This window comes from Mesorhizobium sp. CO1-1-8, from assembly GCF_020164875.1.
Classification (GTDB): domain Bacteria; phylum Pseudomonadota; class Alphaproteobacteria; order Rhizobiales; family Rhizobiaceae; genus Mesorhizobium.
This window is the reverse complement of sequence record NZ_JAIUGZ010000006.1, coordinates 218,910-236,434: the sequence shown is the minus strand read 5'-3', so window position 1 is coordinate 236,434 and position 17,525 is coordinate 218,910. Positions and strand designations below refer to the sequence as shown.

At 62.8% G+C, this 17,525-nt stretch carries 18 protein-coding genes; 9 read left to right on the top strand and 9 right to left on the bottom strand.

The genetic code is table 11. From position 1 onward, the window contains the following. The first annotated feature begins 30 nt into the window (after positions 1-30). On the top strand, positions 31-534 hold the full coding sequence (locus LB558_RS14795; protein WP_224698212.1) for a heme-degrading domain-containing protein: 504 nt from the start codon (positions 31-33) through the stop codon (positions 532-534). Further along, positions 531-1,796 (top strand): glycerate kinase, encoded by a 1,266-nt coding sequence (locus LB558_RS14790; protein WP_224698211.1) that lies wholly within the window; start codon positions 531-533, stop codon positions 1,794-1,796. Before LB558_RS14795 ends, LB558_RS14790 begins: the two co-directional genes overlap by 4 nt. 63 nt (positions 1,797-1,859) lie before the next feature. On the opposite strand, the gene LB558_RS14785 is transcribed toward LB558_RS14790, so the two are convergent. The 4 genes from LB558_RS14785 to LB558_RS14770 all read right to left on the bottom strand — a co-directional run bounded on the left by LB558_RS14785 (position 1,860) and on the right by LB558_RS14770 (position 7,439). After that, entirely contained in the window at positions 1,860-3,317 is a 1,458-nt protein-coding gene (locus LB558_RS14785; RefSeq protein ID WP_224698210.1) for a UdgX family uracil-DNA binding protein, read from the bottom strand. Between the two features lie 2 nt (positions 3,318-3,319). After that, positions 3,320-4,555 carry a putative DNA modification/repair radical SAM protein gene (locus tag LB558_RS14780; protein WP_224698209.1) on the bottom strand — a complete coding sequence of 412 codons (1,236 nt, stop codon included), beginning with the start codon at positions 4,553-4,555 and terminating at the stop codon, positions 3,320-3,322. Between the two features lie 86 nt (positions 4,556-4,641). After that, the gene (locus tag LB558_RS14775) at positions 4,642-6,027 is read right to left on the bottom strand and encodes a glutamine synthetase family protein (RefSeq protein WP_412033467.1); all 1,386 of its coding nucleotides are present in this window, start codon (positions 6,025-6,027) and stop codon (positions 4,642-4,644) included. Positions 6,028-6,059: 32 nt separating this feature from the next. Next, entirely contained in the window at positions 6,060-7,439 is a 1,380-nt protein-coding gene (locus LB558_RS14770) for an aspartate aminotransferase family protein (protein WP_224698207.1), read from the bottom strand. 156 nt (positions 7,440-7,595) lie between these two features. Here LB558_RS14770 and LB558_RS14765 point away from each other — a divergent pair, with 156 nt between their 5' ends. Beyond that, complete coding sequence (locus tag LB558_RS14765; RefSeq protein WP_224698206.1) at positions 7,596-8,048, top strand: hypothetical protein; 453 nt, start codon at positions 7,596-7,598, stop codon at positions 8,046-8,048. Positions 8,049-8,054: 6 nt separating this feature from the next. On the opposite strand, the gene LB558_RS14760 is transcribed toward LB558_RS14765, so the two are convergent. From LB558_RS14760 to LB558_RS14745, 4 genes are all read right to left on the bottom strand, one after another. Beyond that, entirely contained in the window at positions 8,055-9,029 is a 975-nt protein-coding gene (locus LB558_RS14760) for a WD40 repeat domain-containing protein (RefSeq protein WP_224698205.1), read from the bottom strand. Between the two features lie 105 nt (positions 9,030-9,134). Continuing rightward, a complete protein-coding gene (locus tag LB558_RS14755; RefSeq protein ID WP_224698204.1) occupies positions 9,135-9,662 on the bottom strand; it encodes a GNAT family N-acetyltransferase in 528 nt (175 codons plus the stop codon). Continuing rightward, positions 9,659-9,937 carry a DUF1778 domain-containing protein gene (locus tag LB558_RS14750; protein ID WP_224698203.1) on the bottom strand — a complete coding sequence of 93 codons (279 nt, stop codon included), beginning with the start codon at positions 9,935-9,937 and terminating at the stop codon, positions 9,659-9,661. Before LB558_RS14750 ends, LB558_RS14755 begins: the two co-directional genes overlap by 4 nt. A 91-nt stretch (positions 9,938-10,028) precedes the next feature. Further along, positions 10,029-11,081 carry a CobW family GTP-binding protein gene (locus LB558_RS14745; RefSeq protein ID WP_224698202.1) on the bottom strand — a complete coding sequence of 351 codons (1,053 nt, stop codon included), beginning with the start codon at positions 11,079-11,081 and terminating at the stop codon, positions 10,029-10,031. Between the two features lie 618 nt (positions 11,082-11,699). Between LB558_RS14745 and LB558_RS14740 the strand changes: the two genes are divergently transcribed. Further along, the gene (locus tag LB558_RS14740) at positions 11,700-12,170 is read left to right on the top strand and encodes a MarR family winged helix-turn-helix transcriptional regulator (RefSeq protein ID WP_013528223.1); all 471 of its coding nucleotides are present in this window, start codon (positions 11,700-11,702) and stop codon (positions 12,168-12,170) included. Between the two features lie 25 nt (positions 12,171-12,195). Here the strand turns inward: LB558_RS14740 and LB558_RS14735 are convergent, their stop codons facing one another. Then, positions 12,196-13,065, bottom strand: coding sequence for an AraC family transcriptional regulator (locus LB558_RS14735; protein WP_224698201.1), 870 nt, complete (start codon positions 13,063-13,065; stop codon positions 12,196-12,198). Positions 13,066-13,117: 52 nt separating this feature from the next. On the opposite strand from LB558_RS14735, the gene LB558_RS14730 reads away from it, so the two are divergent. From LB558_RS14730 to LB558_RS14710, 5 genes are all read left to right on the top strand, one after another. Beyond that, positions 13,118-13,525: a DUF2000 family protein gene (locus tag LB558_RS14730; RefSeq protein WP_224698384.1), complete on the top strand. Its 408-nt coding sequence runs from the start codon at positions 13,118-13,120 to the stop codon at positions 13,523-13,525. Positions 13,526-13,726: 201 nt separating this feature from the next. Beyond that, positions 13,727-14,611, top strand: coding sequence for a DMT family transporter (locus LB558_RS14725; protein WP_224698200.1), 885 nt, complete (start codon positions 13,727-13,729; stop codon positions 14,609-14,611). A 77-nt stretch (positions 14,612-14,688) separates the two neighbouring features. Next, positions 14,689-15,711 (top strand): LacI family DNA-binding transcriptional regulator, encoded by a 1,023-nt coding sequence (locus LB558_RS14720; protein ID WP_127259551.1) that lies wholly within the window; start codon positions 14,689-14,691, stop codon positions 15,709-15,711. Then, positions 15,708-16,691, top strand: a complete 984-nt coding sequence (locus LB558_RS14715) for a 2-hydroxyacid dehydrogenase (protein WP_224698199.1) — start codon at positions 15,708-15,710, stop codon at positions 16,689-16,691. Before LB558_RS14720 ends, LB558_RS14715 begins: the two co-directional genes overlap by 4 nt. Before the next feature lie 148 nt (positions 16,692-16,839). After that, the gene (locus LB558_RS14710) at positions 16,840-17,511 is read left to right on the top strand and encodes an outer membrane protein (protein ID WP_224698198.1); all 672 of its coding nucleotides are present in this window, start codon (positions 16,840-16,842) and stop codon (positions 17,509-17,511) included. The last annotated feature ends 14 nt before the right edge of the window (positions 17,512-17,525 follow it).

The following is a 17,525-nucleotide window of genomic DNA, read 5'->3' as shown; positions in this document are numbered from 1 at the left end:
GCGTGCGGCGAAGTTGACAGGGTGAACGACATGGCCGTTGCTGACGACATCGCTCTGATCAAGAGACAGGAAGAGACCCTTGTCTTGGACGCTTTCGACGAGGCCGTTGCTTTCAAGATCGGTTCGGCCATTCGCGATCGTGCAATCGCCGAAGATCTACCCATCATAGTCGACATCAGGCTGTGGGACCGGCCGCTGTTCTATGCCGCGCTGCCGGGCTCGAATGCTTCCAATCCCGACTGGGCGCGGCGCAAGATCAATGTGGTCAGGCGTTATCTCAGGAGCACCTACGGGTTAGTGCTGGAGCAGCAGCGCCCGGACCGCACCTTCAAGATCGGCGAAGGCCTCGACATCTCGGACTATGTGCTGGCTGGCGGCGGCTTTCCGGTGACGGTCAAGGGCGCCGGCGTCATTGGTGTGATCGCCGTCTCCGGACTGCCGGAGCGCGAGGATCACGGCGTCGTGGTCGATGCGTTGTGCGATCATTTGGGCGTCGACAAGCGCGGGCTGGCATTGCCTCGGGAAGCCGAATGACCGTGCGCGATCCCAAATCGTTCCTCACCTCCATCTTCAACGCGGCCGTCGCCGCCGCCGATCCGGAAAGAACCATCAGGGATCATCTGCCGGCCAAGCCCAAGGGCCGCACCATAGTCATCGGCGCGGGAAAAGGCTCTGCGCAGATGGCGGCGGCGTTCGAGAAGGTGTGGGACGGCCCCATCGAAGGGCTGGTTGTCACCCGCTATGGCTATGGCGCGACATGCGAGCGCATCGAGATCATCGAGGCGGCGCATCCGGTGCCGGACGCTGCCGGGCTCGAAGCCTCGCGGCGTCTGCTCGCCAAGGTCCAAGGGTTGACGGCGGACGATCTGGTCGTGGCGCTGATTTCGGGTGGCGGCTCGGCGCTGTTGCCATCGCCGGCCGGCAGCCTGACGCTGGCCGACGAGATCACCGTCAATGAGGCGCTGCTTGCCTCCGGCGCGCCGATCGCGGCGATGAACACCATCCGCAAGCACCTTTCCACCATCAAGGGCGGCAGGCTGGCAGCGGCCGCATGGCCGGCCAGGGTGGTGTCGCTGATCGTCTCTGATATTCCCGGCGACAATCCGGCAATGGTCGCCTCCGGCCCAACCGTACCGGATACAGGCAGCCGCGCCGACGCGCTGGCCTCGATATCGGCCTATGGCATGAAACTGCCGGCCTCGGTGATGGCGCATATCAATTCGCCGGCCGCCGATGCGCCAAGCCCGGATGACGAGCGCTTTTCGCGCAACGAAGTGCATCTGATCGCCTCTGCCGGCGTGTCGCTCCAAGCGGCTGCTGCGGAAGCGAAACGGCTAGGCGTCGAAGCCATCATCCTCTCCGATGCCATCGAAGGCGAGGCGCGCGAGGTTGGCGGCGTCCATGCCGCGATCGCGCGCGAAGTGGCGATCCGCAACCGGCCATTTCAAAAGCCGGTGCTGATCCTGTCGGGCGGCGAGACAACCGTGACGCTGCGCGCAAAAGGCAAGGGCGGCCGCAATTCGGAATTCCTGCTCGCCTTCGCCATCGGCATCAATGGCGTCGACGGCATCCACGCACTGGCCGCCGACACCGACGGCATCGACGGTTCGGAAGACAATGCCGGCGCTTTCGCCGATGCTTCGACGGTATCGCGCATGCGCACAGCCGGGGTTGACGCCAAGGCTATGCTTGCCGGCAACAATGCCTGGACGGCCTTCAACGCGGTTGGCGATCTCTTCGTACCCGGCCCGACCGGTACGAATGTCAACGATCTCAGGGCGATTCTGATCAGGTAGCTGAAGCAATTCCAAGAAAAGTGTGAAGCGGTTTTCCGTCCGGAATTGCGCAAAACAGACTGATCACGCGGCCATCAGCCGCTTCACCAGCTTCATATCCTGCAGGAACCGTTCGCGTTCAGCCTCCTTGTCCGCGGGTTCGCGGATGCGCAGGATGAAGGAGGGATGGATGGTGATGAACACGCGCAATCCGTCCTCGCGCTCGATCACTTGTCCGCGCATCTTTGTCACCGGGATCGCCTTGCCGAGCAGCGACATCGCAGCTGTCGCGCCGAGTGCCACGGCGAGGTTCGGCTTGATCAGCTCGAATTCTTGGTCGATCCACCAGCGGCAGGCCTGAATCTCACCGGAATTCGGCTTGGAGTGGATGCGGCGCTTGCCGCGCGGCTCGAACTTGAAGTGCTTGACCGCGTTGGTGACATAGACCTTTTGCCGATCGACACCGGCATCGTCCAGGATCGCATCGAACACCTTGCCGGCCGGACCGACGAAAGGTTTGCCGGCGAGATCCTCCTGATCCCCCGGCTGTTCGCCGACGAAGATCACCTTGGCATTGTCAGGGCCTTCACCGAAGACGGTCTGCGTCGCGTCGCGCCACAGCGGGCAGCGGCGGCAGCCTTTCGCTGCCTCGCGCAATTCGGGAATCGTGTTTGCATCATCTTCTGGTGCTACGGCGGGCTGCTTCGGCCAATGCCGTGCCTGCACCTTTGCGTGGTGCGGCGCGGGTGTTGTCGGCATCTTCGCAATCATGTCCTTGGCGGCCTTGTCCGCTCCTGCGATCATGTCTGGAATGAGCGAGGCCTCGGGAAGGTTCCGCCAATATTTCTTTGGCATCTCCTTCTGCATGGCCTTCACCTTCAATCGCGCCGGATTGAAGATGTTCTCGAAATAGGTTTGCCACAGCGCCTCGGTGTCGTCCTGATCAGGCGCATCGCCCTTGGCCGCGCCCGGCCCGATAGCCAGCCTTTCGCCATCCCAATCGGCAGAGGCATAGGGCGTCAGGATCGTCCAGCGCATGCCGGTGAAACGTCTGACGAAGAAATCGGCGTTGCGCTCGACGATGAAATGATCCGGCTCGAACCAGGCGACATAGCGCTCATCGGCACCGTCGCCGATTTTCCGGAAGCGTACGAAGGCGTGCATCTTGTGGCTGTCGCGCCGCACCGCCTTTTCCATGGCCTCAAGCCGCCTGGTGTCGGGATCCGACGCGATTTCCAGCAGTTTAGGCTCGTGGCGCAATCGCCAAAGCATTCGGTAGAGAAAGGCAAACCGGCCGGGATCGGAATGGCAGAACGCCGTTTCGGCATGCCCGATGAAGTCGCGCGGCACGACGAGTTGCGCGCCCGCGGGCACTTCAGGCAATTCTGCCTGATCAGAGCCCGGCGCGACATGCCAGTCGACGTCCTCGGGCCTGACCTCATTCAGGGCGAGCCGCCGTGCCGCGTCACGCCAGCCGGCAAAATCCGTCTCGCTGTCGAGCCGAACTCTGTATCTGGCGAGATCGAGTTGCGCCGGCCGCATGATCAGAACAACGACAATTGTTCGCAGGAGTGGGCGATCTTGTCGCGCAGGCCGGCCTTGTCGGTCAGCGCACCGGGTGACCAGCCTTCGGCGATGACGAAGGGCCTGAGCTTGGCGACCGACAGGCAGATCCGTCCGACGTCCTCGAGCCGCATGCGCCGGTGCCGGCGTGTCTCCAAAATTTTTGCCACCACCTTGGTGCCGAGACCCGGCACCCGCAGCAGCGCCTCGCGGTCGGCGCGATTGATGTCGACGGGAAACTGCCCCCGGTTGCGCAACGCCCAGGCGAGCTTCGGGTCGATGGCTAGATCGAGCATGCCGTCGCTGCTCCCGGCAAGGATTTCCGGCTGTGAAAACCCATAGAACCGCATCAGCCAGTCGGCCTGATAGAGCCGGTGCTCGCGCATCAGCGGCGGCTTCTGCAGGGGCAGCGACGATGACGAATCCGGAATCGGGCTGAAGGCCGAGTAATAGACCCGCCGCAGATGATAGCTGCCATAGAGCCGGGCGCTCGTGTGCAATATGCCGTCATCAGATGTTTTGTCGGCGCCGATGATCATCTGCGTCGACTGCCCACCCGGCGCAAAGCGTTCGCGTTTTTTGGTCTTCCAAGTCGGCTCGGCCTTCTCCTCCATCTTCTGGCGCAGCCTGGCCATGGAAAGCCGGATTGTCTCCGGCTTCTTTTCGGGCGCCAGCCGCCTCACACCTTCGTCGGTCGGCAGTTCGACGTTGATCGACAGCCGATCGGCATAGAGACCGGCCTTCTCGACCAGCTCTGCCGAGCTTTCAGGTATCGTCTTCAGATGGATATAGCCGGAGAATTTCTCCTCCAAGCGCAGTCGGCGCGCCACCTCGACCATCTCGCCCATGGTCTCGTCCGGCGAGCGGATGACTCCCGAGGACAGGAACAGGCCTTCGATATAGTTGCGCCTGTAGAAATCCATGGTCAGCTTCACCACCTCGTCGATGCTGAAGCGTGCGCGCCGCACATTGGACGACGATCGGTTGATGCAATAGCTGCAATCGTAGATGCAGAAATTGGTGAGAAGGATTTTGAGCAGCGAAATGCAGCGGCCGTCCGGCGCATAGGAATGGCAGATGCCCATGCCCTCGGTGGATCCGATGCCGCCGGACTTCAGCGAATCCTTTTTCGCCGCACCCGATGAGGCGCAGGACGCATCGTATTTGGCGGCATCGGAGAGGATCGCCAGTTTTTCACGGACGGTGAGTGCGCTCATTAGTTCATGATATGTTCTTGTGAGGAGTTGCGCTACCTCATTTGATGGACGCGGCGAAAAAGTGATCGCCGCCTATCATGAATCCATCAAACCTCGTGCAGATAGAGGTGGTAATCCAGTTCGCTGACCGTGCGTGCCACACGCAGGTACTCGGACTGCTTAATCGCCACGAAGGTGCGGTGCAGGTCTTCGCCGAGCGCGTTCTTCAGGAAGCTGGACGTCCGCGCCGCTTCGATCGCGGCGCGCCAGTCGACAGGCATGGTGGTGCGCGTGACCGCGGCCTCATAGCCGTTGCCGGTCGTTTCGGGTCCCGGATCGAGGCCTTCATCCATGCCCTTGATGATACCGGCGAGCACGGTCGCGGCGATCAGATAGGGGTTGGCGTCGACGCCGGACGGCCGGTGCTCGATGCGCCGGTTTTTGGCGTCGCCTGCCGGCACGCGCAGCGCCACCGAGCGATTGTTGACGCCCCAGGTCGGCGCCACCGGCGCATAGGATTGCGAAACGAAGCGCCGCCACGAATTGGCGTGCGGTGCAAACACCAGCATCGATTCCGCCATCGTCTGGATCAAGCCGCCGAGCCCTTGCAGCAGCGGCAGCGACCAGCTCTCGCCGCCGGCTTCTGCAAAGACGTTTCGGCCGGCCTTGTCCTGCAGCGAAACGTGGAAATGCATGCCCGAGCCGGCATATTTCTCGATCGGCTTGGCCATGAAACAGGCGGTGACGCCGTGGCGGCGCGCCTGCGCCCGTACCAGGCGCTTCAGCATGACCAGATCGTCGGCCGCCCGCATCACGTCCTTGCGGTAGTTCAGCGTCAATTCGTACTGGCCGGGCGCATATTCGGAAATCACCGTCTCGGCCGGAATGCCTTGCGCCTTGGCAGCGGCATAGATGTCGGAGAACAGCGGCTCCATGCCGTGCAGATGGTCGACGGAATAAACCTCGGTCTTGCCCGAGACGCGGCCATCGAGCACGGCGCGCGCCGGCTGCACCTTGCCGTCGGCGTCGCGTTCGTTGGCCAGCAGAAAAAATTCGAGTTCGAAGGCGCCGGCCGGGTACAGACCCTTGGCCGCCAGGATGTCGACTTGCCGCGCAAGCGCAAGCCGCGGATCCGACGACATCGGCCGGCCGTCGAGCATGTACATCGCCATCAGCAACTGGCCGCGCGGCGGGCTCGTGCCATAGAGCGGCACTAGCGTGCCGGGGATCGGCCAGGCCCTGAGGTCGCCGTCCCCGGTCGTCCAGATCAGCCCGGTCTCGTGCACATCCTCGCCGGTGATGTCGAGGCCGAGGATCGAGATCGGCATGTGGCGGCCGCCCTCGAAGATGCTCTTCAGTTCATGCCGGCGCACGATCTTGCCACGGCCGACGCCATTGGCATCGGTCAGCACGATATCGAAGGCTTCGATCTCGGGATGGGCGTCGAGAAAGGCTTGCGCCTCGGCGGGTGTCGAGCCCGAAGGTGAGGTCATAATAGCATTGGGATGGTCCATCGCCGCTTGTCTCATGCCGCAAGCTTTGCCGCAACCGCGCCGAAAGCGGTGATCAGCCGGTTGACCTGGGGACCTGACGTTGCCGGCGAGATCAGCATCATGTTGTGGAAGGGTGCGATCAGCACGCCGCGATTGACCAGCGCGACATGGATGGCGGCCTCCAGTTCCGGTGCATGCGCTGTTTCCGCCTCGGCGCCATTCCTCAACGGGCCGGGCGCGCAGATAAACTCGACACGGGCGCCGACGCGCGAAACATGCCAGGGCAAGCGGTAGCGATCGATCACGCCGGTCAGCCCGGCATCGAGCCGCCGCGCCAGATGATCCATCCGGTCATAATTTTCCTGCGTCATCACCTCTTCGAGTGTGGCGCGCATCGCCGCGAACTGCAGCGGGTTGGCCGAGAGCGTCGTGCCCATGCCGGAATAGCCCGGCTCCTTGATCCTGTTGTAATCTGCGTAGCGTGAGGCAACGTCGTCGCTCATGCCCCACACACTGGCCGGCACGCCGCCGGCGATCGGCTTGCCCAGCACGAAGAAGTCCGGGTCGAGACCATACTTCCTCGTATAGCCGCCGGGGCCGGTCGAGATCGTGTGCGTCTCGTCGATCAGAAGCAGAGTGCCTGCCTGGCGCGTCAGTTTGCGCAGCGCGTCATGGTAGCCCGGATCGGCAAGCACCATGCAGGAATTGGTCAGCACCGGCTCGGCGATGACGCAGGCGACGTCCTTATCCCCAAGCGCGGCTTCGAGTGCTGAGATATCGTTGAACTCGATGACCTTGGCCGTACGAGTCAGGTCGCGGAACTCTCCGGCCAATCCCGGCCGGTTGACAGGCTTGCCGTCGATCAGCCGCACCATCGTTTCGTCGACCGAGCCGTGATAGCAGCCGTTGAACACCAGTATCTTCTCCCGGCCGGTGACGGCGCGGGCGACGCGCAATGCAAAGCGGTTGGCGTCGGTCGCCGTCGTCGCGATCTGCCAGAACGGCAGGCTGAAACGCTGTTGCAGCAGCGGCCCGATGGCGAGCGCATCTTCCGAAGGCAGCATATAGGTAAGGCCGCGCCCGGCCTGGCGGCGGATGGCGCGTGCCACCGGCGGCGGCGAATGACCGAACATCGAGCCGGTGTCTCCAAGGCAGAAATCGTCGAGCTTGTTCCCGTCGATATCGGTGATCGTCGCACCCCTGGCGCTGTCGACCAGGATCGGGAACGGCGTCGGCCAGTCGTTCATCCAGTGCATAGGGACGCCGCCGAAGAAGCCGGGCAGGCCGTTGCCGACCTTTGCGTGCGATTGCGGCCGCGCCTTGCGGAAGGCTGCCCCCTCGGTCTCGCCCAAATCGGCAATGCGGTCGCGGCCGATGCCGCCGATGGACGTTTTGGACATATCGCTGTGCATGAAGACCCCTCTGGTCGATCCCTCTTAGCCAATCCGTGTCTGCATCCGCAATTGGCCGCGCATCTGTCCTGCGTTGGCTCAGCCTTTGGCAGCGGCGCTTGACCGTGCTGCCGAAGTCAGCGCCAATATGAGCGGGAGTTGAGGTGGAGGGGCGAAATGCGAACGATCATCTGTGTGGCAGTGCTGCTGTCGTCGGCTGGCGCCTCCTTCGCGTCGGGTGGCATCTGGTGCTCCACCGAGGACGCGGCGGCGACATTCGAGGTCGAAGCCGGCGTCACCAGAGGCATGGGTGGGCCGACCTTCAACTTTCGCGGCAACCTCGAAATTCTGAGCCGGCCTGCCGGCGACAGCCTGCGCAAGACCGTGTTCGAGGATTCCAACCTGACGCAGTACTGGCTCGACGGCAAGGAATTGCGGCTGAACATCTATCGTGAGCACGAGGCCGCGCAAAAGATCAACTCGGTCGAACTGACGATCCTGACCAAGACCAGCGACGAAGGCGTCTACGACGGGAGCTATACGCTCTCCATCTACGACGCCGCGGCGGATACGGACCAGGACGGCGAACCGGTTGAAATCAGCGGCAAAGTGTCGTGCGGAGCGGAGTGAGCGGGGTCAGGCCGTGATGTCGATGACGCCGCAATCGCCGGCGGCACTGCCGAAGGCGACACGGCGTTCTTCCTTGTCCCACATCATCGCGGTGATGGCGCCCTTGCCCGGCCGCCGCAACAGCACTTCCTTGGCGTCGGCAAAACGCACCGCCATCACCATGCCGTCATCATAGCCGACGGCGACGACATCCTGGCTCGGATGGCAGGCGACAGCCGTCACCATGGCGTTGCCGCGCGTGCCGAGTTCCAGCGGCGCCTTGCCCATCGGGCCATCCTTGCCTGAAAACGGCCAGACGATCGCCGCCGGTGCGCCGGAGCTCGCCAGCCACTTGCCCTTCACGCTCCACGACAGGCTTTTGACCTTGCCGGGATAGCCGGTCATGCGCATGTGCTTGCCGTCGGCGAGCTTCCAACCGTGCAGCGCGTTTTCCTGCATGGTGGTGACGAGGAAGGCGCCATCCGGCGAGAAGGTGATGCCGGTGTGGGCGCCGGCCCATTCGAGTTCCACCGGCTTGCCCTCGGCGGCCGGGAAATGCAGCGTCGCGCCATTGTAGCGGGCAACGCCGAAGCGCATGCCCTTGGGCGAGAAGGCCAGCCCCTCCACCGAACGCGGATGGATGAATTCCCTGGTCTTGCCGTCGGCAAAGAGCACGAAGGCGGTCTTGCCTGAGGCATAGGCGATGGCGCCCTGTGGCCCGGCGGCAACGCTGGTGATCCACTTTTTTCCGGCACTGGTCAGTTCGGTGGCCTCGCCGCCCGCTTTCACGGCAAACACCTTGCCGTCCTCGCCGCCGGTGATCAGCCGGTCATTGGCGACATCGTGGAAGGCGGCTAGCAGCCCGTCATTGGCCTGAACCGTTTTGTGGCCATGGTCGAGCCGATGGATGGCGCCGTCAGCCAGCGCGAAATGCGGCACGTCGCCAAGGAAGACGGCGGCAATGCAATGGCCTTCGAGATCAAGCGGGGCGACTGTGGGCATGGTTATCTTGTTCACCTAGATGAGATGCAGAGACAGCCCGGGCGGCTTACTCGACGTTTGCGGTTCCGGCAACCAAAAGGGTTGGCAAGTCGCAAGAGACGATCGTCAAAGCAGTCCCTTGTCCCGCAGATCAGTCGCAAATGTTGCCAGGGGCATTACCAAGGTCAACTCCGATCCCTGGAGGTGCTCGGCGCCATAGCTGGCGTACCAACTTGCCGCCCGCTTGCTCTTAGCATCGATGATGAGCAGGATGCCGCCGCCCTCGCCAGCGAGCCGCAGGCAACGCAATGCTGCGGCAGCAAGCAACTGACCTCCGAGTCCTTGCCCTGCGACGGTGCCATCGGTCGCGAGCCGGGCAAGCTTGAAACCGGAAACCTCGTGTCGCGCCAAGCCTCTCGTCATGGCTTCGGGCACGGTTTCATGGAAGACTGCAGACGGCGCGATCGTGTAGAACCCAAGGATACGTTCCGAAGCGGCGTCATCGATCGCACAGAAGGTCTTGGCCGCATTCTGCTCGTGGCTCTGTCGCGCGAACCGCCGTAGAAAATCGTTCATCTGCGCGTCGCCGCAATCGAAGGACGCCCGATCGTGACGTTTCGCAATTGGTTCTTCGTGCCAGGACGGGAGTGTCACAGAGTGTTCGGCAAAGCGGCGATCGCGGCCTTGAGTCTGGCGTTGGGTTTTGGCGGATGTTCCAGCAGATCGAGGATGCGCGAGAAATCGCGACTCGACACCTTCGTCACCTCGGCTGCTTCGATCACGGCCTGCGCCTCGGGCACGACCTTGTCGAGGATAAAGTCGGCCATGTCCTTATGTGACAGCGCTGCGGCGCGGGAGATCATCGCCTTCTGCTCAGGCGGAATGCGGATTTGGTAGCGCTCGGTCTTGTTGTCGGATGATCTAGGCATAAATCACTCCTCGCCACTGGCTTCATGTACACATGATATGTGTACATGAAGAGATATTCAACCCGCATTGAACAGCGGTACGAGGGATTGCCTAGGCCTGGCAGGCATCAAAACTCTTCTTCAGCCGCTCGGCGTCGAGTTCCCTGCCGATGAACACCAGCCGGCTCTCGTGCTTTTCGCCGTCTTTCCAGGCGCGCTGGTGGTCGCCCTCGATGATCATGTGCACGCCTTGTATGACATAGCGCTCATCATCGCCCTTGAGCGCGATGATGCCCTTCAGCCGCAGGATGTTGGGGCCTTCCATCTGGGTGATCTTCTCGATCCACGGGAAGAACTTCTTCGGGTCCATCTCGCCGCCGCGCAGCGACACCGACTGTACCGTCACGTCATGGATGTCGGACGCATGGTCGTGATGGTGGTGCCCGTCATGATCATGATCATGATGATCGTGGCCGTCATGATCGTGGTCGTGATGGTGGTGATCCTCATGCGCCTCGAGGAAGTGCGGATCGTTTTCCAGTGCCCTGGACAGGTCGAAGGCGCCGCGGTCGAGCACTTCGGTCAGGTCGACGCCGGCTCGCGTCGTGCGGTGGATCTTTGCCGCCGGATTGATGGCGCGGATCGTCGCCTCGACCTTGGCGAGCTCTTCTGGTGTGACGAGGTCGGTCTTGTTGAGCACGACGACGTCGGCAAAGGCGATCTGGTCCTCGGCCTCCCTGGAATCCTTGAGCCGCAGCGGCAGGTGCTTGGCGTCGACCAGCGCCACCACCGCGTCAAGCCTGGTCTTGGAGCGCACGTCGTCGTCCATGAAGAAGGTCTGCGCCACCGGCACCGGATCGGCGAGCCCGGTGGTCTCGACGACGATGGCGTCGAAGCGGCCGGGGCGGCGCATCAGACCCTCGACGACACGGATTAGGTCGCCGCGCACCGTGCAGCAGACGCAGCCATTGTTCATCTCGTAGATTTCCTCGTCGGATTCCACGATCAGGTCGTTGTCGATGCCGATTTCGCCGAACTCGTTGACGATGACAGCGTAGCGCTTGCCGTGGTTTTCCGACAGGATGCGGTTGAGCAGTGTCGTCTTGCCGGCGCCGAGATAGCCGGTGAGAACGGTTACGGGGATCTGCGTCTGTACGTCGCTCATGGCTGCCTCGAAAGTGCTGGGCCGCGAAAGTCCGGCCCTCAAAAAAGGGATTGTTGGTTCCATATAGGATGTGCGCCGGGCTTTTGCACGGGGCAAACCGATGGGCCAAACCGGCTTGCTGCATTACCGGATTTTGACTGGCGAGAGCCGCTGTGATTGCCAAGGTCAGGATGCGGAAGGCCAATTCGAGAAGCGAGATATGTCCGCAAGCCATACGCCTTCTCATTGAGCCGGCGCCAGGCGCTCGGGTTGATCGCGGTCACCGCCGGAGGTGGTGCCTTCCTGCCGGCCTCGGCAATGGCCGCCCAATCTTCGGCTACCTAGGCCTCGCTTTATGGCTGCGCTGCGCGAACTGCAGGATGCCTATCAGCGCTGATGATCGCGGCGGTGAAGCCCGGCTGAGCGGCGGTCACTCCACCATCCTGCTCGCGACGAAAACTCAGGCTCGGAATTCGTTTGTCATCTAACTGAAATAAACATCTGGCATTAGCCACGGCGGACACCACAATGCTTGCCGGCAAAGCTGTTTGAAGCACCGGAATCTTTTTGATCGTCGATTGCCAACCGGCCGGCTGCCTCTATGCTGCCCCGCACCGGTACGGCCGAAGAGGGAAGACCATGGCCAAGGCGGACAAGACTGCGACAATGAGCCGGCTGCATTCCGCGGCAAGGCTGGCAAGAACGGCGCTGGCGGCCCGGCTTCTGGCGCACGGCTTCTATGCCGGCCAGGACCAGATCATGCTGGCGCTCGACCGTGAGGACGGCCAGACGCCGGGCAATCTTGCCGGACGTCTCGGCGTGCGCCCGCCGACGATCACCAAGACCATCAACCGGCTGCAGGCCCAGGGTTTCCTAGAGAAGCGCGCCTCGGAGGCCGACGCCCGCCAGGCCCATATCTTCCTCACCGATACAGGCCGCGACATCATCCACGCCATCGAGAAATCGGTGAAGAAGACCGAAAAGCAGGCGCTGAAGGGCCTCGACAAGAAGGACCAGAAGTCGCTGTTCAAACTGCTTGCCCGCATCGAGGCCAACCTCTCGAACGAGGAACTGGTGCTCATCGACGACGACGCCGAGTCGGACGACTGACCCGGCAGATTGTCGCGGCAGGCGATCAAGCCGCCGCGGCAGAGCCCTGGATCAGCGACGACCAGCGTCCCGGTGTCATGCCGAACGCCTTCTTGAATTGCCTGATGAAATGGCTCTGGTCGCTGAAGCCGGCTTCGACCGCGATCTGTGCCAATGGTTCGCCGGCGGCGATCATCCGCCGCGCGCGTTGAAGCCGGCGCATCACCAGGAAGCGATGCGGACTGGTCGAGAAAGCGGCGCGGAAATGCCGTGACAAGGCATAGCGGTCGAGCCCGGTTATCGCTTCCAGTTCGCCGGAACGCACCGGCCGGGTCAGGTTTTCCGTGAGATAGTCGCGTGCCAGTGCCGCCGCCCGCCACGCCGTCCTGGTCATCGGCTTTGCCGGCTGGCCGCCATGGCGTGTCAGGCTTTGCATCAGTTGCACCAGGAAGTCGTCGACGAACAACGCATCGAGCTCCTGCCCCAGCGGCCCCAGCGCCGAAAGCAGCGTTGCGCAAAAGGCCGCGTCCGTCACCACGCCATCCCTGACAAACGGCAGCGAAGCGCCGCCAAGGCAATCGAGCATCAGCGACGGCTCCAAATAGAGCATCCGGTAGCGCAGGCCGTCCTCGGTGCCGGCACCGCCATCGTGCAACTCGTCTGGATGCAGCACGATGATCTGGCCGGGCAGGCTGTGGCGCGCAGCGCCGAGATAGCGAAACGTCTGCACCCCGTGCAGCGTCACCCCGATCGAGTAGGTGTCGTGGCGATGCAGGTCGAACGCGCTGCCATGGAAACGCGCCTCGATCCGCTCCATGCCGGCGGGATCGGGGGCGGAGATGATGCAGTTTTCCGCGGCATCAACGCACAAACGTCCAAGACCCCTGAAGGCCTGGCTGTCTAGATCGTGCGACATCGTCTCCTTCAGTCCCGAAACCGGGGCGCAACCTCGAATGGCCTATTTTCTCATGTTCAATACGAAATTTGCAATCGTGCTCCGGGAGGATCTGCCTGTCTGGCAGAAACTCAACGTCACCGCCTTCCTGACCAGCGGCATCGTCGCCCAGTTTCCCGACATCATCGGCGAACCCTATCGCGACCGGGCCGGCAATCTCTACAACCCGCTGTCGATCCAGCCGGTCATCGTTTTGTCGGCCGACCAGGCGACGCTGGGCACCATCCACCGGCGCACGCTGGAGCGCGGCGTGACCACCTCGCTCTATGTCGAGGAAATGTTCGCCACCGGCTTTGACGCGGCCAACCGCGCCGTCTTCGCCGAATTCGCGCCTGAAGACGCCAAGGTGGTCGGTATTGCGCTTCGCGCCGAGAAGAAGCTGGTCGACAAGATCACCAAGGGCGCCCGTATGCACCCGTAGCTTTCAAAGGTATCGACTAAGCCTGCCGCCGACACTTTGTTATGCCAGCCGGCTTTGGCGTGGCGATAGCCGACAATTGGCTTGCCGGGAGCCGGCAATTCCCGCAAAGGTGGGCTCCAGCCCAGCTTCCCACCCGGTCTGCAAGTGAGTGCTCCCCAAAGACATGTAGAAAGCGCGACACCGCCGGTGGCGATCCTGTGCATGCTTTCCACCTATGTCTGCTTCACCTTCCTCGACACATCAAGCAAATACCTCGTCCTCGCCGGCGTCTCCGTGCTGATCGTTGCTTGGGTGCGCTTTGCCGTGCATGTCGTGCTGGTCGGCACGCTGCTGCGCGGCTGGCGCGAACCGGTGCGGTTTCGTCCGGTCAACCTGCCGGCGCATATCTTGCGTGGGGCATTCCTGTTCGGATCGACGATATTCAATGTCCTGGCGCTCAAATCCTTGCAACTGGCCGAGACCACCTCGATCTATTTCTTCGGGCCGATGGTGATCACGGCGCTGGCCGGTCCGCTGCTTGGCGAGTGGGCAGGCTGGCGGCGCTGGCTGGCCATTCTGACGGCCTTTGCCGGCGTCCTCATTATCACCCGGCCGGGCGTCGGCGTTTTCGGCGTTGGACACCTCTTTGCGCTCGGCTCGATGCTGTCCAACTGCTTCTACGTCATCATGACGCGCCGCATGTCGGCGACCGAGACGTCGGAAAGCCTTATCCTGTTTTCGGCCCTGGCGCCGGCGCTGCTGCTGTTGCCCTTGCTGCCGTTTTCGTTTTCCCTGCCGCATGACGCCTGGCACTGGTTCGTGCTGCTTATGCTCGGCGTGTTCGGCGGCGTCGGTCACTGGCTGCTGGTCCAGGCCTACCGGCTGGCGACAACCACGGCATTGGCGCCTTATCCCTATTCGCAGATGGTGTGGATGATCATTTCGGGATGGATCGTCTTCAAGCAGTTTCCCGATCGCTGGACATTGGTCGGCGCCGCCATCATCGTCGCCAGCGGCCTCTACATCGTCCATCGCGAGCATCGGCTTCGGCTGCGGAGCCGCGCTGCCTCGGATGTCGAGGCCGAAGCGCTGGCAAAAAAACTTTGATTTGCCCCCGATCGATGGCATAACGCCGCCTTTAAACGGTTTAGGTCTGGAAATTCAGATCCGGGGAGCACACGTCGCTGGCACAAAAAATCAAGCTTTCGACGATCGCGGATGCGCTCGGCGTGTCCACGGCCACGGTCTCGCTGGCTCTGCGCGACAGCCCTCTGGTTGCCGGCACCACCCGCGACCGCATCAAGGAACATGCCCGCGCCATCGGCTATATCTATAACCGTCGCGCCGCCAGCCTGCGCACCTCGCGTTCCGGTATTGTCGGCGTCGTCGTCCACGACATCATGAATCCGTTCTTCGCCGAGATACTGCGCTCGATCGAAAGCGAGCTCGACCGCAGCCGGCAGACCTTCATCCTGTCCAATCATTATGATCAGCTCGAAAAGCAGCGCACCTTCATCGATACGCTTTTGCAGCTCGGCGCCGACGGCGTGATCATGTCGCCGGCCATCGGCACGCCGGCTTCCGACATCGTGATGGCCGAGGAGAACGGCCTCCCTGCGGTGCTGATCGCTCGCACCGTCGAGGGTGCCGATGTGCCGGTGTTTCGCGGCGACGACTCTTATGGAACAGGCCTCGCCACCAACCACCTGATCTCGCTCGGCCACAAGCGCATCGCCATGATTGGCGGCACCGACCAGACCTCGACCGGCCGTGACCGCTACCAGGGCTATGTCAACGCGATGGAGGCGGCCGGGCTGGAAGTCAGGCCGTCATGGCGCATCGCCGGCCCGCGCACCAAGCAGGCCGGCTTCGAGGCCGCCGGACAGTTCCTGGCGCTGAAGGACAGACCGACGGCTGCCTGCTGCTGGAACGACCTCGTCGCCATCGGCCTGATGAACGGCATTGCCCGTGCCGGCCTTGTGCCCGGCGTCGACATCTCCGTCACCGGCTATGACGACCTCGAAGAGGCGGCGATCGCGACGCCGGCGCTGACCACCGTCTGGAACGGCCAGCGCGAGGTTGGCCGCCGCGCCGCCAGCGCGCTGCTCGACAAGCTCAACGGCCAGACGGTGCGGCCCTCTCAGGAACTGATCAAGCCGGAACTGCATGTGCGTCAGTCGACCGGCAAGCCGGTGGAGCGTGCATGACCAAGGCCGAACAGCTGCAATCCGTGGCCATCCTGGTGCCGGGCGATTTCAACGACCATGCGGTCGACCGCATCAACCGCACGTTCAGGCGTGTCAGAATCGAACGCGCCGATCCGGCGCTCGTCACCGACGAGATGCGCAGTGATGTGCGCGGCATCGCTTCGTTCGCCGGCATCAACGCGGCGATGATGGATGCATTGCCCAACCTCGAGCTCATCGCCTCGTTCGGCGTCGGCTATGATTCGGTCGATGTCGGCCATGCCCGAGCGAAGAACATCATGGTCACCAACACGCCGGACGTGTTGACCGAGGAGGTCGCCGACACCACGATCGGGCTGTTGATCAACACCATCCGCGATCTGCCGCGCGCCGAAACCTGGCTGCGCGACGGCAGCTGGGTGCGCAAGGGCAACTATCCGCTGAGCCGGCTGACCTTGCGCGGGCGCAGTGTGGGTATTTTTGGCATGGGCCGCATCGGGCAGGCCGTCGCCCGGCGTCTGGCAGCTTTTGGCTTGCCGGTCGCCTACCACAACCGGCGCCGTGTCGATGGTCTTTCCTACCAGTACCATGCGACCCTGAAAGGGCTTGCCGAAGCCGTCGATACGCTGATTTCGGTCGCGCCGGGGGGCGCCTCGACGGAGAAGGCGGTCAATGCCGAAATCCTGTCGGCGCTTGGCGCCAATGGCGTCTTCGTCAACATCGGTCGCGGCAGCACGGTCGACGAGGCAGCGCTTGCGGCAGCCCTCGCCACCGGCATCATCGCCGCTGCCGGCCTCGACGTCTTTGCCGACGAACCGAACGTGCCCAAGGCGCTGCTCGATGCGCCCAACACCTCGCTGCTGCCGCATGTCGGCTCGGCCTCGGACCACACTCGCCGCGCCATGGCGGATCTGTGCGTCGACAATCTGGTGTCCTGGTTCACCGAGCGCCGTCCGCTGACCCCGGTGCCAGAGACGGTGAATGTGAAGGCCAGGACCTAGCAAGGTAGGCCGCAATAGGCGGCGAAACGTGGCTGATCTGCAACCATAGGTCGGAAATCGGCGCTTCTGACACCTCGGCACCCTGATCCGCGCTTGATACGCGGCTGAAGCAAGGTATTTTGCCGACAACCAACGAGCGGGGCGCTACGTGAAAACTCTTCTTCTTGCATCGACAATGCTTGTCGTCGTTTCAGGCAGCGCTTTCGCTGCCGATGCGCTCGTCTCTGCTCCCGTCGCCTACGACTGGACCGGCGCCTATGTCGGCGCTCAGATCGGGTATGGCTGGGGAGATGTCGACAGCCATGATTCAGGGATAGGAACTGGCGTTTCCGATTGGTCCGATTCGTGGAAATCCAACGGCGTGCTCGGCGGCATTCACCTCGGCTACAATCAGGCATTCGGTTCATATGTTCTCGGCGTCGAAGGCGATATCGAGGGCTCGGGAGCGAGCGGCTCAGTAGATTCCGAGTTTGCTGGCACCATCAAAACCAAAATCGACGTCCAGGGTTCTTTACGAGCACGCCTTGGCTACGCGATGGGACCGGCCCTGTTGTACGCGACTGGCGGTCTTGCGGTTGCTCACTTCGATACTAAGTACGACGATGGTGGAACGACCGACGACTCGTCCAATACCAAAGCCGGGTGGACCTTGGGCGCCGGTCTCGAGTATGCCTTCACGCAAAACTGGACGACGCGCGTCGAGTATCGCTACAGTGATTTCGGCACCTTCACCGACAATCCGGCGACCGATAGCGGCTTCAATTATCCGACCGATGTAAAGACCCAGGCTGTCCGCGTCGGCTTCAGCTACAAGTTTTGATATAAACTAGTCGC